This window comes from Streptomyces sp. NBC_00080, from assembly GCF_045041255.1.
Lineage (GTDB): Bacteria > Actinomycetota > Actinomycetes > Streptomycetales > Streptomycetaceae > Streptomyces > Streptomyces coriariae.
This window is the reverse complement of record NZ_CP108235.1, coordinates 3,035,416-3,052,091: the sequence shown is the minus strand read 5'-3', so window position 1 is coordinate 3,052,091 and position 16,676 is coordinate 3,035,416. Positions and strand designations below refer to the sequence as shown.

The window sequence follows — 16,676 nt, the reverse complement described above, 5'->3', positions numbered from 1 at the left end:
CGAGGGGTCGTACCCGGCACGTCCACCGATCGGCCGAGGCCCGTTCGAGCGAGTCGGCCGATCCCCTCGCCGCCGGAGGCCGCCCCGGGCGCCGCTCGGTCCGGGGCGGGTCGGCCTGTTCACGCGAGTCGGCGGCCAGGCTCTCCACCATCTGCGCAGGTTGTCGAAGAACTCTTCCCAGCCGGACCTGGTGGGGCTGTACAGGGGGTGGCTTCAATGTGATCAGCCGGCCGGCCTCAGGGCCAGGAATCCGCGGGGGAGTTCATGGCACTGAAACGTTGTCCTACCCGACCACCCGCAGCAGCAGTACCGTCCGTCCCGGCACCGTGACCGGCATCCCCGCCCGGTGCGTCATTCCCGGCGCCTCCCCCTGCTCCTCGCTCGACGTGTCGACGACCACCTCGTACCGCTCCGCCCACGGCGCCCCCGGCAGGACGAAGCGCACCGGCCGGTCCCCGGCGTGCAGGACGGCGAGGAAGCTGTCGTCGGTGATCGGCGCGCCCCGCTCGTCCCGGCCGGGAATGTCCCGTCCGGACAGGTACATCCCGAGGGTCGCCGCGGGCGCGTACCAGTCCCCTTCGGTCATCTCCGCGCCCCGCTCGGTGAACCAGGCGAGGTCCCGCAGCCCGTCCGCCGAATGCGCCCGCCCGGAGAAGAAGGCGCGGCGGCGGAGCACCGGGTGCCGGTGGCGCAGCGCGATCAGCCGGGCGGTCAGGTCGAACAGGGCCCGCCACCCCGGCTCCTCGAGCAGCCCCCAGTCCACCCAGCTGATCTCGTTGTCCTGGCAGTAGGCGTTGTTGTTGCCCCGCTGGGTGCGCCCCAGCTCGTCGCCCGCGACCAGCATCGGCACGCCCGTCGACAGCAGCAGCGTCGTCAGCAGGTTCCGCAGCTGCCTCCGCCGCAGCGCCAGGACCGGTTCGTCGGCCGTCTCGCCCTCGGTGCCGCCGTTCCAGGAGCGGTTGTCGTTCGTACCGTCCCGGTTGCCCTCGCCGTTGGCCTCGTTGTGCTTGCGGTCGTACGACACCAGGTCTCGCAGGGTGAAGCCGTCGTGCGCGGTCACGAAGTTGACCGACGCGTAGGGCCGGCGTCCGCCCCACGCGTACAGGTCGCTCGACCCCGACAGCCGGTAGCCCATCTCCCGCACGTCCGGCAGCGACTGCCGCCAGAAGTCCCGTACGGCGTCGCGGTAGCGGTCGTTCCACTCCGTCCACAGGGGAGGGAAGGCGCCCACCTGGTAGCCGCCCGAGCCCACGTCCCAGGGTTCGGCGATCAGCTTCACCCGGCGCAGCACCGGGTCCTGCGCGATCACCGCGAGGAACGGGGACAGCATGTCGACGTCGTGCATGGAGCGGGCCAGCGCCGCCGCCAGGTCGAAACGGAAGCCGTCGACGCCCATCTCCGTCACCCAGTAGCGCAGCGAGTCGGTGATCAGCCTCAGCACATGGGGCTGGACCACGTGCAGGGTGTTCCCGCAGCCCGTGTAGTCGGCGTACCGGCGCGCGTCCGACTGCACCCGGTAGTAACCCCGGTTGTCGATGCCCTTCAGCGACAGCGTCGGCCCCAGCTCGCCGGCCTCCGCCGTGTGGTTGTAGACGACGTCGAGGATCACCTCGATGCCGGCCGCGTGCAGGGCACGCACCATCCGCTTGAACTCGCCGACCTGCCCGCCCGTCGTCCCCGCGGAGGCGTAGGCGGCGTGCGGGGCGAAGTAGCCGATGGAGTTGTAGCCCCAGTAGTTCTTCAGCCCCCTGCGCAGCAGATGGTCCTCGTGCGCGAACTGGTGGACGGGCAGCAGCTCCACCGCCGTGACGCCCAGCTTCACCAGGTGCTCCACGGCCGCCGGGTGCGCCAGACCGGCGTACGTGCCGCGCAGTTCCTCCGGGATCCCCGGGTGCAGCCGGGTGAAGCCGCGCACATGCAGCTCGTAGATCACCGAGTCCGCCCAGGGCGTCTTCGGGCGGCGGTCGTCGGCCCAGTCGTCGTCATCGTGCACGACGACGCCCTTGGGGACGTGCGGTGCCGAGTCCCGTTCGTCGCGCACGGTGTCGGCGACCTGCTGCTGGGGCCAGTCACGGACATGCCCGTAGACCTCCGGCGGCAGGCTGAACTCGCCGTCCACCGCCCTGGCGTACGGATCCAGGAGCAGCTTCGCCGGGTTCCAGCGGCCGCCGGTCCACGGGTCCCAGCGGCCGTGCACCCGGTAGCCGTAGCGCTGACCCGGCATGATCCCGGGCAGGAAGCCGTGCCAGATCTCGTGCGTGAGCTCGGTGAGGCGGGCACGGGTCTCCCGGCCGGCCTCGTCGAAAAGGCACAGTTCGACCGACTCCGCCCCACCCGCCCACAGCGCGAAGTTGGTGCCCGCCACCCCGTCCGGGCCGACCCGGAACCGGGCGCCCAGTGGTGTGGACGCGCCCGGCCACACGGGTGGACCCGGCACCTTGCGCGACGCACCGTTCATGACGGTGTCCGGCGTGGCGCGTTCCGCCACCGCCTCCTGCTCGGCTGCGCTGGACACCGTTCAGCCTCCCGCGGCTCATGGAACGACGTGGGAAAAGAGCGCGCGGTGTCCCGGCCGCGGCTCCCCGTCGCGTCGTCCTCCCCCCATTTCTGCCCAGAGCGGCCCTCGCACTCACGTTTCCCCGAGGCGTGCCCGGTCGTTGGGCACGATGTGAGGCACGTACAAGGGCGCGCACGGCGCGCGGGGGTCGCACTGGCCGCCGTACTGACATGGGCAGGACTACTGGCCGGGGCCGCCGGTTGCACCGGCGAGGACAGCCGGAGCGGACTCGACCGGGTGCTCGGCAAACCCCCGGCCCCCGAGGACGTCATCCGCGTCACCCCGGCGGACGGAACGAAAGGGGTGGGGCCCGAGGAGCGGCTGTTGGTGCGGGTGCCGGGTGGGCGGCTGGAGTCCGTGAAGGTCGTCAGGTCGCAGGACGCCCAGGAGACCCCGGTCCCGGGCAGGATCACCGCGGACGGATCGAGCTGGCGGCCGGACGACGACCGGCTCGGGCTCGCCGCCCGCTACACCGTCGACGCCGTCGCCCTGGACGGCGACGGGAACCGCTCGGCCCGGCACACCACCTTCACCACCTACGTCCCCGAGGAGCGCTTCATCGGCTACGTCACCCCGGAGAACCGCTCCACCGTGGGCACCGGGATGATCGTCTCGCTGGAGTTCAACCGGGAGATCGACAACCGGGCCGCGGTCCAGCGCGCCATCCGGGTCACGGCCGAACCCGCGGTGGACATCCGGCCGCACTGGTTCGGGGACACCCGGCTCGACTTCCGGCCCGAGGAGTACTGGGAGCCCGGCACCCGGGTCACCGTCACGCTCGGACTGCGGGACGTCGAGGGGGCGCCCGGTGTCTACGGGCTCCAGGACAAGTCGTTCTCCTTCACCGTCGGCCGCAGCCAGGTGTCCCTGGTGGACGCGGCGAAGCACACCATGCAGGTGCGGCGCGACGACGAACTGCTGGCCACCGTGCCGATCACGGCCGGGGCGCCGAAGAACACCACCTACAACGGGAAGATGGTGGTGACCGAGATGCTGGAGCTGACCCGGATGAACGGCGCCACGGTCGGCTTCAAGAAGGCGAACGGCAAGGGCGAGTACGACATTCCGGACGTGCCGCACGCCATGCGGCTGACGAGCTCCGGCACCTTCCTGCACGGCAACTACTGGGCGGAGGACGTCTTCGGCCGGGTCAACGTGAGCCATGGCTGCGTGGGCCTCAGGGACGTCAAGGGCGGCGCGTCGGACACGCCCGCGGGCTGGTTCTTCGACCGCTCGCTCGTCGGTGACGTCATCGAGGTCGTGCACAGCAAGGACAAGCAGGTCGCCCCGGACAACGGGCTCGGCGGCTGGAACATGACCTGGAAGGAGTGGATCGCCGGCGGCGTCCTGAAATGACCTCGCCCCCCGATGCAACCTTCCCCGCGTTCGCACGGTCCTAGTTGGGACTGAACGGTGACAATCTTGGCCCGTCCAGGCCGTTGACCTTGTGGTTAATATGCGGCGAACGCGGGGGACGCGTCGCGGTGCGGGCCCGGGGAGGGCCCGGGGGAGTGGGGAGAACGACTTTGAACGTGCGACCGATATCGGGGGCGTCGGTTGGGGGGCGCTCGCGCGGCCGCGACAAGCGGTTGGCGCTGATCGTCGGCGGGCTGCTGCTGGCCGTCACGGCCTGCGGCGGGGGCGGGGACGCGGACTCCGGGTCCGCGAAGGACGCGGGCTCCGAAGGCAAGGGCGCTTCGGCCACCGCCGAGAGCAAGCAGTCCGAGGCGGTCGTGACCATCGCCCCGAAGACCGGTGCCAAGGACGTCGACACCAGCGGCGCCCTGAAGGTGACGGCCGCCAAGGGCAAACTGACCGAGGTCGTCGTCAAGGACGACAAGGGGACGGCGGTCGCCGGCGCGATCTCCGCGGACGGCGTCGGCTGGACGCCGGCCACGCACCTCGCCGGGTCCACCAAGTACCAGGTGCACGCGGTCGCGAAGGACTCCGAGGGCCGCACGGCCGCCGAGGACTCGTCCTTCACCACGCTGAGCCCGCAGAACACCTTCACCGGCAACTTCACGCCCGAGGACGGTTCCACGGTCGGTGTCGGCATGCCGTTCTCGGTGCGCTTCACCCGGGGCATCACCCACCCGGACGACGTGGAGAAGGCCATCTCCATCACGACCGTGCCGGCCGTCGACGTCCAGGGCCACTGGTTCGGCAACGACCGTCTCGACTTCCGTCCCGAGAAGTACTGGAAGGCCGGTACCAAGGTCACCGTGAAGCTGAACCTCGACGGCGTCGAGGGCCGCAAGGGCGTCTACGGCAAGCAGGCCAAGACGGTCTCCTTCACCATCGGCCGCGACCAGGTGTCCGTCGTGGACGCCAAGAAGCACACGATGAAGGTCACGCAGGAGGGCAAGGTCGTCAAGACCATTCCGGTGACCACCGGCAAGTCCGGCTACGCCACCTGGAACGGCCAGATGGTCATGAGTGAGAAGTTCACCGTGACCCGCATGAACGGCGACACGGTCGGCTACGACGGCGAGTACGACATCAAGGACGTCCCGCACGCCATCCGCCTGACCGACTCCGGCACCTTCGTGCACGGCAACTACTGGGGCGGCGACGCCTTCGGCAACTACAACGCCAGCCACGGCTGCATCGGCCTGCGGGACGTGCGCGGCGGCTACGACAGCGGCGTGCCGGCCGCGTGGTTCTTCAACCACTCGATGGTCGGCGACGTGGTGGTCGTGAAGAACTCCACCGACCCGACGGTCAACCCGGCCAACGGCCTCAACGGCTGGAACATCCCGTGGGCGGAGTGGACGAAGTAGCACCCGCTCGATGACTCCAGGAAGGGCCCGGCGCCGCGACCCACGGCACCGGGCCCTTCGCCGTCCGCTCCCCCCGATGTGACCGACCGCACCGGCCCCGCGTCCGTTAGTCCCCGTTAACCTGCTGCCATGACCGTGAATCTCGAAGTCGCCGACGGCGTCGGCACGCTGCGTCTCGACCGCCCGCCCATGAACGCGCTGGACGTGGCCACCCAGGACCGGCTCAAGGAGCTCGCCGAGGAGGCGACCCGTCGTGACGACGTACGCGCGGTCGTCGTGTACGGCGGCGAGAAGGTGTTCGCGGCGGGCGCGGACATCAAGGAGATGCAGGAGATGGACCACACCGCGATGGTCCTGCGCGCCCGCGCCCTCCAGGACTCCTTCACGGCGGTGGCCCGCATCCCCAAGCCGGTCGTCGCGGCGGTGACCGGCTACGCGCTGGGCGGCGGCTGCGAGCTCGCGCTGTGCGCGGACTTCAGGATCGCCGGGGACAACGCCAAGCTGGGCCAGCCGGAGATCCTGCTCGGGCTGATCCCCGGCGCCGGCGGCACCCAGCGCCTCTCCCGGCTGGTCGGCCCCTCCAAGGCGAAGGACCTGATCTTCACGGGCCGGATGGTGAAGGCCGACGAGGCGCTGACCCTGGGCCTGGTGGACCGGGTCGTCCCGGCCGCCGACGTGTACACGGAGGCGCACCGCTGGGCCGCGAAGCTGGCGCAGGGTCCGGCGATCGCGCTGCGGGCCGCGAAGGAGTCGATCGACACCGGTCTGGAGACCGACATCGAGACGGGTCTGGCGGTCGAACGGAACTGGTTCGCGGGTCTGTTCGCGACCCCCGACCGCGAGATCGGCATGCGCAGCTTCGTCGAGGAGGGCCCGGGCAAGGCCAAGTTCCTGTGAGGGAGGTCTCCTTCAAACTCCCTGTAATCACTTGCAATTGACGGGGTGTCTCATTCGGGTCCCTCGATGGGGCGGTTTATGGGAACCTTAAGGCCACCTTAAGCCTGCCTTGTCGAGTGGCCCCGCCGAGCGTCTCCCGGTGAGTTGTCGCCGCAGGTCAGTCCCGGTTTGTCGGGCTTTGAGCTGCCTCCGGCATATGCCGTTCCATCCATCCGGAGCGGTCGATTCCGGGGTGCGTATTCCGTCGGAACGGCCCCGGAGGGGGCTCCGGGCGGCCATGATGGGGGCATGGCGGGGCTGGAGGGCATCGAACAGCCGCGGGGACCGAGCCGTGCGACCGCGGCGCGCTGGTCGCCTGCGGTCGAGGACGAACGGGCGTTGAAGGCGCTGGAGTTGTTCGGCAACCCGACGGACGGCGAGGTTCCGCTGCCGTCCCGCCCCGAGTCCGCCGCCACGGCCCGCCGGCTGGCCCAGGTCGTCGTCCTGCGTCAGTGGGGCCTGACCCCCAAGATGACCGAGGACGTGGTCCTGCTCGTCTCCGAACTCGTCGGCAACGCCGTACGGCACACCGGTGCCCGGGTCTTCGGCCTCCGGATGCGGCGGCGACGCGGCTGGATCCGGGTCGAGGTCCGCGATCCCTCCCGGGGGCTGCCCTGTCTGATGCCGGTCCAGGAGCTGGACGTCAGCGGGCGGGGGCTGTTCCTCGTCGACAAACTCTCCGACCGCTGGGGCGTGGATCTGCTGCCCCGTGGCAAGACGACATGGTTCGAGATGCGGGTCGCCGACCGCTGACGCCTCCGGCGGTCGGCCATGTGTGTGCGGGTGTGCCCCGTGGCCGTCATCCGGGCCCCCGCCCCCTGGCCCCCGCCCCCGGGGCCCGCCTCGGCCCTGAAGGGGTCTCGTCCTCCATCGCCGGACGGGTTCGACGCGGTGCCGCCGTCCCCGGAGTCGCGCGCTGGGTGTGGAGTTCTCGGTCGGCGGGACAGGTGCCGTCAATGGGCGGAAATGCCGCGTAACGGGCCTTAAATGGTGCGGGTGACCACATCCGACCGTCGTTCCGTGCTGCGGGCGGGCGCCGGGCTCGTCGCCGGGGGTGCGTTCGCGGCCGCGTGCTCGCCCTTCACATCCCCCTCCGGCGCCGTCGCCCCGCATGCCCCCGCCTCCGTCTCCCCGGGCCCCGCGTCCTCCAGCCGCGCGCCCAAGGCCCCCGCCCGCCCGCTCGCCGCCCCCGCGCCCCGTGCCTTTCCCCGGCAGCCCGTTCAGATCAGTCACGGGCCGAGCGGTCGGTCCCGGGTCGCACTCACCTTCCACGGTCAGGGGGAGCCCTCCGTCGCCCGGGCGCTGCTCGGGGAGGCCGAGCGGCACGGCGCGCAGGTCACCGTGCTGGCCGTCGGGTCCTGGCTCGACGCCCACCCCGACCTCGCCCGCCGGATCCTCGACGGCGGCCATGACCTCGGCAACCACACCCAGCGCCATCTGGACATCAACGCCATGCCGGAGGCCGAGGCGGCGGCCGAGATCACCGGATGCGCCGAGCGGCTGCGCAGGCTCACCGGGTCCATCGGCACCTGGTTCCGGCCCTCCCGCGCCACCCGCGCCTCCCCGCTCGTGGCGACGCTGGCCCGCCGCGCCGGCTACCCGCACGTCCTCTCCTACGACGTCGACTCCCTCGACTTCACCTCGCCCGGTGCCGCCGCCGTCGCCCGCAACGTCCTCGGCGGGATCCGGGACGGGTCCGTCGTGAGCCTGCACTTCGGGTACGCGGACACGGTCGCCGCGCTCCCCGCCGTACTCGACGAACTCGACCGCCGCGGACTGCGCGCGGTCACCACCACGGAGCTGATCGGCTGATGCACCGCAACCTCGTGAAAAGCGCCCTGCTCGCCGGCGCCGCGCTCACCGTCCTCGCCGCCTGCGGCACCGGCGGCGGGGGCGGGGCGGCCAGGGAGGAGGGGAGCGGCGCCAGCAAGGCGGCCGCTCCCGCACCGGCGAAGAAGGCCCGCGGGCCCGTCGTCGAAGGCCTGCCCGGCATGCCGCCGGTGCTCGACCCGAAGGACGTCTACGCCGCAGACCGCCCGGGCAGGCTCTCCCCGGTGGTCAAGGACTTCCCGTCCCGGGTCTACGTCCCCAACACCGAGTCCGACACCGTCTCCGTCATCGACCCGAAGACGTACGAGGTGATCGACACCCTCCGGGTGGGGCGCCAGCCCCAGCACGTCGTCCCCTCCTGGGACATGAAGACGCTGTGGGTCAACAACAACCGGGGGCACACCCTCACCCCCATCGACCCGAAGACCGGCAAGGCGGGCAAGTCGGTCGAGGTGCACGACCCGTACAACCTCTACTTCACGCCCAACGGCAAATACGCCGTCGTCATGGCCTCCCTCGACCGTGAACTCGTCTTCCGTGACCCGCACACCATGAAGCGGATCAAGACGGAACCGGTCACCTGCTACGGCGTCAACCATGCCGACTTCTCCCTCGACGGGAGGTACTTCATCGTGTCCTGCGAGTTCAGCGGTGAACTGCTGAAGGTCGACACCGAGAAGATGAAGGTCGTCGGACAGCAGAGACTGCCCTTCAAGGGCGCCATGCCGCAGGACGTGAAGGTCTCGCCCGACGGGAAGCGGTTCTACATCGCGGACATGATGGCCGACGGGATGTGGATCGTCGACGGCGACACCTTCGGAAAGCCGGAGTTCCTGCACACCGGCAAGGGCTGCCACGGGCTGTACATCGGCCGCGACTCCCGCGAGATGTACGTCTCCAACCGCGGCGAGGGCACCGTCTCCGTCTTCGACTTCCACGAGAACGCGCTCACCGAGAAGTGGCGCCTCCCGCACGGCGGCAGCCCCGACATGGGCGGCGTCTCGGCGGACGGCAAGGTGCTGTGGCTGTCCGGGCGGTACAACTCCGAGGTGTACGCCATCGACACCGGCACCGGAGAGCAGCTCGCCCGGATCAAGGTCGGCAGGGGCCCGCACGGTCTGGCCGTCTACCCGCAGCCGGGCCGGTACTCGCTCGGCCACACCGGCATCTTCCGCTGAGGCAACCCAGGTCGGGGACACGCCGCCGATCGGGTGATGATCCACGGCTCGCCGTCGGGGAACCGACATCGTGCTGCGCATGATCATCAATCGCGTCCGGCGGCGGGTCGCCGCCGCCGTCCTCTCCCTGGGTGCCGTCCTCGCGACCACGGCGGCCGTGCCCGCCGCCGCACCGGCCGAGGCTCCCGCGAAGGCGAGGACGAAGGCCGCCGCACCCGCCTGTCCCCAGTTCGACGACCCCGTCAAGGCCGCCGCCGACCGGCAGGTGGACGTCCCGCGCATCACTCCGGCACCGGTCTGGCGCAAGGCCTGCGGCACGCTGTGGCGCAGCGACAACCGCGCGCCCGAGGTCATCTTCGACGAGGGCTTCCACCCCAAGGACGTCGTCGACGGCCAGTACGACATCGAGAAGTACGTCCTGCAGAACCAGCCCTCCCCGTACGTCTCCACGACCTACGACCACGACCTCTACAAGCGCTGGAAGTCGAACTACAACTACTACATCGACGCCCCGGGCGGCATCGACGTCAACCGCACCATCGGCGACACCCACAAGTACGCCGACCAGGTCGAGGTGGCCTTCCCGGGCGGCATCGCACGGCAGTACGTCCTCGGCGCGTGTCCCGTCGACAAGGCCACGAAGACCGAGGTGCTCAGCGGCTGTGTGAGCAACCTGAACTACGTACCGTGGCACTGACCGCCCCGACGCCCGGCTCCCGCCGGGCGGTGAGCAGCGCCTCCGCCCCGACCGGCAGATAACCCGCCGCCTGGAACGCCCGTGTGCTGCGGGCGTTCCCCGGCGAGATCTGCGCCCACACCGGCTCACCCCCGCCCAGGTGCCGCGCCGCGCCCACCAGGGCCCGGCCCAGCCCCCGGTGCCGTACGCCCTCCTCGACCTCCACGGCGACCTCCAGCCGGCCCGCGACCCCGCGCCCGAGGACGACCACGCCGCCCTCCGCGGCCCACACCCGCACCTCGTCGCGCCGCCTGCGTGAGCTGACCACCCGGGGATGGTCCGGGTCCTCGATCTCCGTCAGCGCGAGGGGCGGCGGGCCCGGCAGCGGGGAGCCGACCACCAGCGCGTCGACCGTCTCCGCGACCCGGCCCGTGCGGTCCAGCAGGGCCGTCAGGAACCGGGGGCTCATCGACGCGGCGAGGGCGTCGCAGTCGGCGGCGCCGAGTGTGTCGTACACCCACGCGGGGTCCTCGTCGACGAAGACCACCGAGTGCGCGGTGAAGGAGAGGACGCCCGCGTCGCGCGGGGAGGGCTGGGACAGGACGGTCGTGCGGCCGTCGGGGGGAGGGAAGACACCGCGCGCGGCCGCGTCGAGAATGTCCCGCAGGTTCCCCACCGCACCGGTTCCCTTCGCGCGCCTTGAGTCTCCACCCACTGGAAGGCCCACACTCACACACATGATCGACGACGGCACCGGACTTTTCACCATCGGAGAGCTGGCCCGCTCCACCGGACTGACCGTGCGCACGATCCGCTACTGGTCCGACGAAGGCGTGCTGACCCCGGTGACCCGTTCGGCCGGCGGCTACCGCCTCTACGACGCCGGGTCCGCCGCCCGTCTCGAACTGATCCGCACCCTGCGCGAGCTGGGCCTCGGTCTGGCCGACGTGCGCCGGGTGCTGGCCGGGGAGCGGACGGTCGCGGAGGTCGCGGCGGCGCACGTGACGGCGCTGGACGCGCAGATCGGATCGCTGAAGGTGACCCGGGCCGTGCTGTCGTCCGTGGCGCGACGCGGCTCGACCGCGGAGGAGATGCCCCTGATGAACAGACTGGCCCGGCTGTCGGCGGCCGAACGCAAACGGCTTCTCGACGACTTCACGGCGGAGATCTTCGACGGCCTCGACACCGCCGACCCCGACATCCGCACCCGGCTGCGGTTCGCCGCGGCGGACCTGCCGGACGATCCCGCTCCCGAGCAGGTGGACGCCTGGGTGGAGCTGGCCGAGCTGATCCAGGACCCGGAGTTCCGGGTGCTCATGCGGACGATGGTCGAGTTCAACGCGGCGGACCACGGGCCGGACGTCCCGGCGGGCACGTCCCTGTGGTTCATGAGCCGACTCGTGCACCTCGGCGGCGAGGCGCTGCGGCAGGGCCTCGCCCCCGGCGACCCGGCGGCCGAGGAGCTCCTGCGGGACCTGCTGGGCGACGCCGACCGGGCCGCCGTCCTGGACCGGCTGACCGCCGCCTCGAACGTACGCGTCGCCCGGTACCGGCACTTGTCGGCGATCGTGAACGGCGTCGGATGCCAGCCCTCCTACGACGAGGAGTTCTCCTGGGTGGTCGCCGCACTCCGCGTTCACCAGGGCCGTTAACCTGACCTGCGTCAGTAGAACAGCGAGTATGACCGCAAGGCATGACGAAGAGGGGCGGATCGGTGGCCGACATCGAAGAAGCGCGCAAGGAGTTCCAGCGGATCGACACGGACGGTGACGGGTTCATCACCGCGGCCGAGTTCAAGACCGCCCTGGCCCAGGGGGGTGACTGGAACGTCACCGAGTCGGTCGCCGAGGTCATCATCAAGAGCCGCGATCTCGACGGTGACAAGCTCCTCTCGTTCGACGAGTTCTGGGTGCACCTGAGCAAGTGAGACGAGGGGAAAGGGGGCGCCTCGCGATGCGGGGCGCCCCCTCCTCATGACCGGCGCCCGATGCGCACGGTCCACCGGCCGCCGTCCCGTTCCAGCGCCGGCCCCCGGCGAGACCACGCTCGCGAAGGAGCTCGGCGTCGGCCGCCCCACCGTCCGTGAGGCGCTGCGCGCGCCGGCCGGTGCGGGCCTCGTCCGGCCCCGGCAGGGCGCCGGCGTCTTCGTCGTGGCGACTGCCCGGCCGAGGACTGGCCCACCCGGCTGCGCCGGGCCGCGGAGAATCTCGAAGGGATCGTCGCGGAGCCGGAATAGCCCGCCGCCGGCCGGGGTTGCCCCCATCAGGTGCATGCATGTGCATCGAATCCGAATCGTCTCGGTACCGGAAGGCAAGGCCTCTCATGAAGATCGGCATCATCGGCGCGGGCAACATCGGCGGCAACCTCACCCGGCGCCTCGGCGCGCTCGGTCACGACGTCTCCGTCGCGAACTCCCGCGGCCCGCAGACGCTCAAGGACCTCGCCGAGGAGACGGGAGCGACCCCCGTAACCGTCGAGGAGGCGGCGCGCGGAGCCGAGGTCGTGGTGGTCACGATTCCGCTCAAGGCGATCCCGAGCCTGCCGTCCGGCATCCTGGACGGCGCGGCCGACGGGGTGGCCGTCATCGACACCAACAACTACTACCCGCAGCAGCGCGACGGCCGGATCGCGGAGATCGAGGACGAGGGCCTCACCGAGAGCCGCTGGACCGAACGCCACATCGGCCACCCCGTGATCAAGGCCTTCAACGGCACCTACGCCCAGGACATCCTGGACCGCCCGCTCGCCGCGGGCGACCCCGACCGCATGGCGCTCCCGGTGGCCGGCGACGACGAGGCGGCGAAGGCGAAGGTCCGCGCCCTGATCGACGAGCTCGGCTTCGACACCGTCGACGCGGGCGGCATCGACGACTCCTGGCGCCAGCAGCCCGACACCCCCGTCTACGGGCTGCGGGCCGGCGCCGAGGCCGTCGCCAAGGCCCTGGCCGAGGCGAGCCCGGAACGCCCGGCGGCCTTCCGCGGCTAGGGCGCGCCGGCCATTCCCGCCGGCGCGCGAGAAGGGGGCCTAGACGATCCGCAGGGGGTGGTGCGGCCCGTCCGGCAACTCGACCGTGATCGAGTCCCCGGGCCGCACCACACCCCCGCTGAGCACCACACCCATGATCCCGGACCGGAAGGCCGGCCGGCCGTCCGGGCCCCGCCCGACGACCTGCTTCATCAGGCCCTTTCGGAAGTCGTCGATCTGCTTGCAGGGATTCCGCAGCCCGGTCACCTCGACCACGGCCTGTCCGCCGAGCCGCAGCCGCGTCCCGGTGGGCAGCCCGAGCAGGTCGATCCCGCGCGTGGTCACGTTCTCCCCGAGCTGTCCGGCGGTCACCTCGAACCCGGCCGTACGCACCTCCACGAACAGCTCCTCGTGGATGAGGTGCACCTGCCGCAGATTCGGCTGCGAGGGATCCTTCGCCATCCGGAACCGGTGCTTCACCGTGGCCCCGGCATGCACGTCCCCCGCCACCCCGACCCCGGCGACCAGCGTGACGCTGTCCCGGTTCGGCTTGGTGAAGGAGTACGTGCCGCTGCTGCTGACAGCGCTGACCGACCCGCTCATACGGCGAAACTCCCCTGTCCCCGCGACCCGCTGCCGGGTCAGCACTCGATGATGTTCACCGCGAGCCCGCCCCGGGCCGTCTCCTTGTACTTGACGCTCATGTCCGCGCCCGTTTCCTTCATCGTCTTGATGACCTTGTCCAGGGACACCTTGTGCGAACCGTCGCCGCGCATCGCCATCCTGGCCGCGGTGACCGCCTTCACCGAGGCCATGCCGTTGCGCTCGATGCACGGGATCTGGACCAGGCCGCCCACCGGGTCGCAGGTCAGGCCGAGGTTGTGTTCCATGCCGATCTCGGCCGCGTTCTCGACCTGCTCGGGGGAGCCGCCGAGGACCTCGGCCAGCGCGCCCGCCGCCATCGAGCAGGCCGAGCCGACCTCGCCCTGGCAGCCGACCTCGGCGCCGGAGATGGAGGCGTTCTCCTTGAAGAGCATGCCGATCGCGCCGGCCGCGAGCAGGAAGCGGACCACCCCGTCCTCATCGGCGCCCGGCACGAAGTTCACGTAGTAGTGCAGGACCGCCGGGATGATGCCGGCCGCGCCGTTCGTGGGGGCCGTCACCACCCTGCCGCCGGCCGCGTTCTCCTCGTTCACCGCCATCGCGTACAGCGTGATCCACTCCATGGCGAGCGCCAACGGGTCGCCCTCCGCCCGGAGCTGACGCGCCGTCATGGCGGCCCGGCGGCGGACCCGCAGGCCGCCCGGCAGGATGCCCTCGCGGGACATGCCCCGGGACACGCAGGCCTGCATCACCCGCCAGATCTCCAGCAGCCCGTCCCGGATCTCGTCCTCGGTGCGCCAGGCGCGCTCGTTCTCCAGCATCAGAGAGGAGATCGACAGGCCGGTCTCCTTCGCCAGCCGCAGCAGCTCGTCGCCCGTGCGGAAGGGGTACTTCAGGACCGTGTCGTCGAGTTTGATGCGGTCCGCGCCGACCGCGTCCTCGTCCACGACGAAGCCGCCGCCGACCGAGTAGTACGTCTTCGCCAGCAGCTCGGCACCCTGGGCGTCGTGGGCCCATATCGTCATGCCGTTGGCGTGGTAGGGCAGGGCCTTGCGGCGGTGCAGGACCAGGTGGTCGTCGTAGGAGAACGGGATCTCGTGCGAGTCCAGCAGCCGCAGCCGGCCGGAGCCCTTGATCTGCTCCACCCGGTCGTCCGCGCCCTCCACGTCCACCGTGCGCGGCGAGGAGCCCTCCAGGCCGAGCAGCACCGCCTTGGGCGTGCCGTGGCCGTGGCCGGTCGCGCCGAGCGAGCCGTACAGCTCGCAGCGCACCGACGCGACGGAGTCCAGCAAGCCCTCGCCCCGCAGCCGCCGGGCGAACATGCGGGCCGCGCGCATCGGGCCGACCGTGTGGGAGCTGGACGGGCCGATGCCGATCGAGAACAGGTCGAAGACCGAGATGGCCACGGGGAACTCCTCAATGCAGGGTGGTGCGGGGTGCCGCCCACACCTCTCAGTGTGCGCGGCACCCGGGAAAAGGAACTACTTGCTCAGACCGGGATACAGCGGGTGCTTGTCGGCCAGGGCCGTGACCCGGGCCTTGAGCGCCGCCGCGTCGGCCGCCGCGAACGGGGACGGCGCCTTCAGCGTCTCGGCGATCACGTCCGCGACCTCGGCGAAGTCCTCGGCGGTGAAGCCGCGGGTCGCGAGGGCGGGCGTGCCGATCCGCAGTCCGGAGGTGACCATCGGGGGGCGCGGGTCGTTCGGGACCGCGTTGCGGTTGACCGTGATGCCGACCTCGTGGAGCCGGTCCTCGGCCTGCTGGCCGTCCAGCTCGGACTCGCGCAGGTCGACCAGGATCAGGTGCACGTCGGTGCCGCCGGACAGGACGTTCACGCCGGCCGCGCGGGCGTCCGGCGCGGTCAGGCGCTCGGCGAGGATCTTCGCGCCCTCGACCGTGCGGGCCTGACGCTCCTTGAAGTCCTCGCTCGCCGCGACCTTGAAGGAGACCGCCTTGGCCGCGATCACGTGCTCCAGGGGACCGCCCTGGAAGCCCGGGAAGACGGACGAGTTCAGCTTCTTCGCGAACTCCTTCTTCGCGAGGATGATGCCGCCGCGGGGGCCGCCCAGCGTCTTGTGGGTGGTGGACGTGACGACGTCGGCGTACTCCACCGGGTTCGGGTGGAGACCGGCCGCGACCAGACCCGCGAAGTGCGCCATGTCGACCCACAGGAAGGCCTCGACCTCGTCCGCGATCCGGCGGAACTCCGCGAAGTCCAGCTGCCGCGGGTACGCCGACCAGCCCGCGATGATCACCTTCGGGCGGTGCTCCTTGGCGAGCCGCTCGACCTCGGCCATGTCGACCAGGCCGGCGTCGTCCACGTGGTAGGCGACCACGTCGAACTGCTTGCCGGAGAAGTTCAGCCGCATGCCGTGGGTCAGGTGACCGCCGTGCGCCAGGTCCAGGCCGAGGATCGTGTCGCCGGGCTGGGCCATCGCGAACAGGGCGGCCTGGTTGGCGGAGGCGCCCGAGTGGGGCTGGACGTTGGCGTACTCGGCGCCGAACAGCTCCTTGATCCGGTCGATCGCGATCTGCTCGGCCACGTCGACGTGCTCGCAGCCGCCGTAGTAGCGGCGGCCCGGGTAGCCCTCGGCGTACTTGTTGGTCAGGACCGAGCCCTGCGCCTCCATCACCGCGAGCGGAGCGAAGTTCTCCGAGGCGATCATCTCGAGCGTGGACTGCTGGCGGTTCAGCTCGGCGTCGACCGCGGCGGCGATCTCCGGGTCGAGCTCGTGCAGGGGCGTGTTCAGGACGGACATGCGTCTACGACTCCTCAGCCGGCGGTGAAGGCGGTGTATTCGTCGGCGGTGAGCAGGTCGTCCTGCTCGCCCGCCGTGCGTACCTTGAACAGCCATCCGCCCTCGAAGGGGGCGGAGTTCACCAGCGCCGGGTCGTCGACGACGTCCTGGTTGACCTCGACGATCTCGCCGGAGACCGGCGCGTACAGCTCGCTGACCGACTTGGTCGACTCCAGCTCGCCGCAGGTCTCGCCCGCGGTCACCGTGTCACCGACCTCCGGGAGCTGTACGAAGACCACGTCGCCGAGCGCGTTGGCCGCGTGCTCCGTGATGCCGACCGTCGAGACGCCGTCCTCGGCGACCGACAGCCACTCGTGCTCCTTGCTGTAGCGCAGCTGCTGGGGGTTGCTCATG

The 16,676-nt window shown here is 71.1% G+C and carries 16 protein-coding genes and 1 pseudogene; 11 read left to right on the top strand and 6 right to left on the bottom strand.

Translation table 11 applies throughout. The features are described from left to right. Positions 1-283 precede the first annotated feature (283 nt). Entirely contained in the window at positions 284-2,515 is a 2,232-nt protein-coding gene (gene glgX, locus OHU34_RS13300; protein ID WP_142266241.1) for a glycogen debranching protein GlgX, read from the bottom strand. A 153-nt stretch (positions 2,516-2,668) separates the two neighbouring features. Between glgX and OHU34_RS13295 the strand changes: the two genes are divergently transcribed. From OHU34_RS13295 to OHU34_RS13265, 7 genes are all read left to right on the top strand, one after another. Continuing rightward, complete coding sequence (locus OHU34_RS13295) at positions 2,669-3,913, top strand: Ig-like domain-containing protein (RefSeq protein ID WP_142266242.1); 1,245 nt, start codon at positions 2,669-2,671, stop codon at positions 3,911-3,913. A 170-nt stretch (positions 3,914-4,083) separates the two neighbouring features. Continuing rightward, the gene (locus OHU34_RS13290) at positions 4,084-5,337 is read left to right on the top strand and encodes an Ig-like domain-containing protein (protein WP_028807100.1); all 1,254 of its coding nucleotides are present in this window, start codon (positions 4,084-4,086) and stop codon (positions 5,335-5,337) included. Positions 5,338-5,466: 129 nt separating this feature from the next. Beyond that, complete coding sequence (locus OHU34_RS13285) at positions 5,467-6,234, top strand: enoyl-CoA hydratase/isomerase family protein (protein ID WP_020131373.1); 768 nt, start codon at positions 5,467-5,469, stop codon at positions 6,232-6,234. 288 nt (positions 6,235-6,522) lie between these two features. Beyond that, entirely contained in the window at positions 6,523-7,026 is a 504-nt protein-coding gene (locus OHU34_RS13280) for an ATP-binding protein (RefSeq protein WP_142266243.1), read from the top strand. 234 nt (positions 7,027-7,260) lie between these two features. Next, the gene (locus OHU34_RS13275) at positions 7,261-8,085 is read left to right on the top strand and encodes a polysaccharide deacetylase family protein (RefSeq protein ID WP_142266244.1); all 825 of its coding nucleotides are present in this window, start codon (positions 7,261-7,263) and stop codon (positions 8,083-8,085) included. Then, positions 8,085-9,281 (top strand): hypothetical protein, encoded by a 1,197-nt coding sequence (locus OHU34_RS13270; protein WP_142266245.1) that lies wholly within the window; start codon positions 8,085-8,087, stop codon positions 9,279-9,281. The genes OHU34_RS13275 and OHU34_RS13270 overlap by 1 nt, the downstream gene beginning before the upstream one ends. Positions 9,282-9,360: 79 nt before the next feature. Continuing rightward, positions 9,361-9,978, top strand: a complete 618-nt coding sequence (locus OHU34_RS13265) for an ADP-ribosyltransferase (RefSeq protein ID WP_054239984.1) — start codon at positions 9,361-9,363, stop codon at positions 9,976-9,978. Here the strand turns inward: OHU34_RS13265 and OHU34_RS13260 are convergent. Next, positions 9,935-10,633, bottom strand: coding sequence for a GNAT family N-acetyltransferase (locus tag OHU34_RS13260; RefSeq protein WP_142266246.1), 699 nt, complete (start codon positions 10,631-10,633; stop codon positions 9,935-9,937). The genes OHU34_RS13265 and OHU34_RS13260 overlap by 44 nt on opposite strands. A gap of 61 nt (positions 10,634-10,694) precedes the next feature. Here OHU34_RS13260 and OHU34_RS13255 point away from each other — a divergent pair, with 61 nt between their 5' ends. From OHU34_RS13255 to OHU34_RS13240, 4 genes and pseudogenes are all read left to right on the top strand, one after another. After that, the gene (locus OHU34_RS13255) at positions 10,695-11,609 is read left to right on the top strand and encodes a MerR family transcriptional regulator (RefSeq protein WP_405766426.1); all 915 of its coding nucleotides are present in this window, start codon (positions 10,695-10,697) and stop codon (positions 11,607-11,609) included. A gap of 62 nt (positions 11,610-11,671) precedes the next feature. Further along, positions 11,672-11,884, top strand: a complete 213-nt coding sequence (locus OHU34_RS13250; protein WP_142268072.1) for an EF-hand domain-containing protein — start codon at positions 11,672-11,674, stop codon at positions 11,882-11,884. Between the two features lie 46 nt (positions 11,885-11,930). Then, positions 11,931-12,157: pseudogene (locus tag OHU34_RS13245) on the top strand (GntR family transcriptional regulator); the annotation flags it as partial. Positions 12,158-12,231: 74 nt separating this feature from the next. Beyond that, positions 12,232-12,942 (top strand): NADPH-dependent F420 reductase, encoded by a 711-nt coding sequence (locus tag OHU34_RS13240; protein ID WP_372481697.1) that lies wholly within the window; start codon positions 12,232-12,234, stop codon positions 12,940-12,942. Between the two features lie 39 nt (positions 12,943-12,981). Here OHU34_RS13240 and OHU34_RS13235 read toward each other — a convergent pair whose 3' ends face one another. The 4 genes from OHU34_RS13235 to gcvH form a co-directional block, all read right to left on the bottom strand. Next, positions 12,982-13,524 (bottom strand): MOSC domain-containing protein, encoded by a 543-nt coding sequence (locus OHU34_RS13235; RefSeq protein WP_142266249.1) that lies wholly within the window; start codon positions 13,522-13,524, stop codon positions 12,982-12,984. A 38-nt stretch (positions 13,525-13,562) separates the two neighbouring features. Continuing rightward, positions 13,563-14,930 (bottom strand): L-serine ammonia-lyase, encoded by a 1,368-nt coding sequence (locus tag OHU34_RS13230; RefSeq protein ID WP_020131384.1) that lies wholly within the window; start codon positions 14,928-14,930, stop codon positions 13,563-13,565. A gap of 75 nt (positions 14,931-15,005) precedes the next feature. After that, positions 15,006-16,283, bottom strand: coding sequence for a serine hydroxymethyltransferase (gene glyA, locus OHU34_RS13225; RefSeq protein ID WP_142266251.1), 1,278 nt, complete (start codon positions 16,281-16,283; stop codon positions 15,006-15,008). Between the two features lie 14 nt (positions 16,284-16,297). Continuing rightward, the gene (gene gcvH / locus OHU34_RS13220) at positions 16,298-16,675 is read right to left on the bottom strand and encodes a glycine cleavage system protein GcvH (RefSeq protein WP_020131386.1); all 378 of its coding nucleotides are present in this window, start codon (positions 16,673-16,675) and stop codon (positions 16,298-16,300) included. Between the last annotated feature and the right edge of the window lies 1 nt (position 16,676).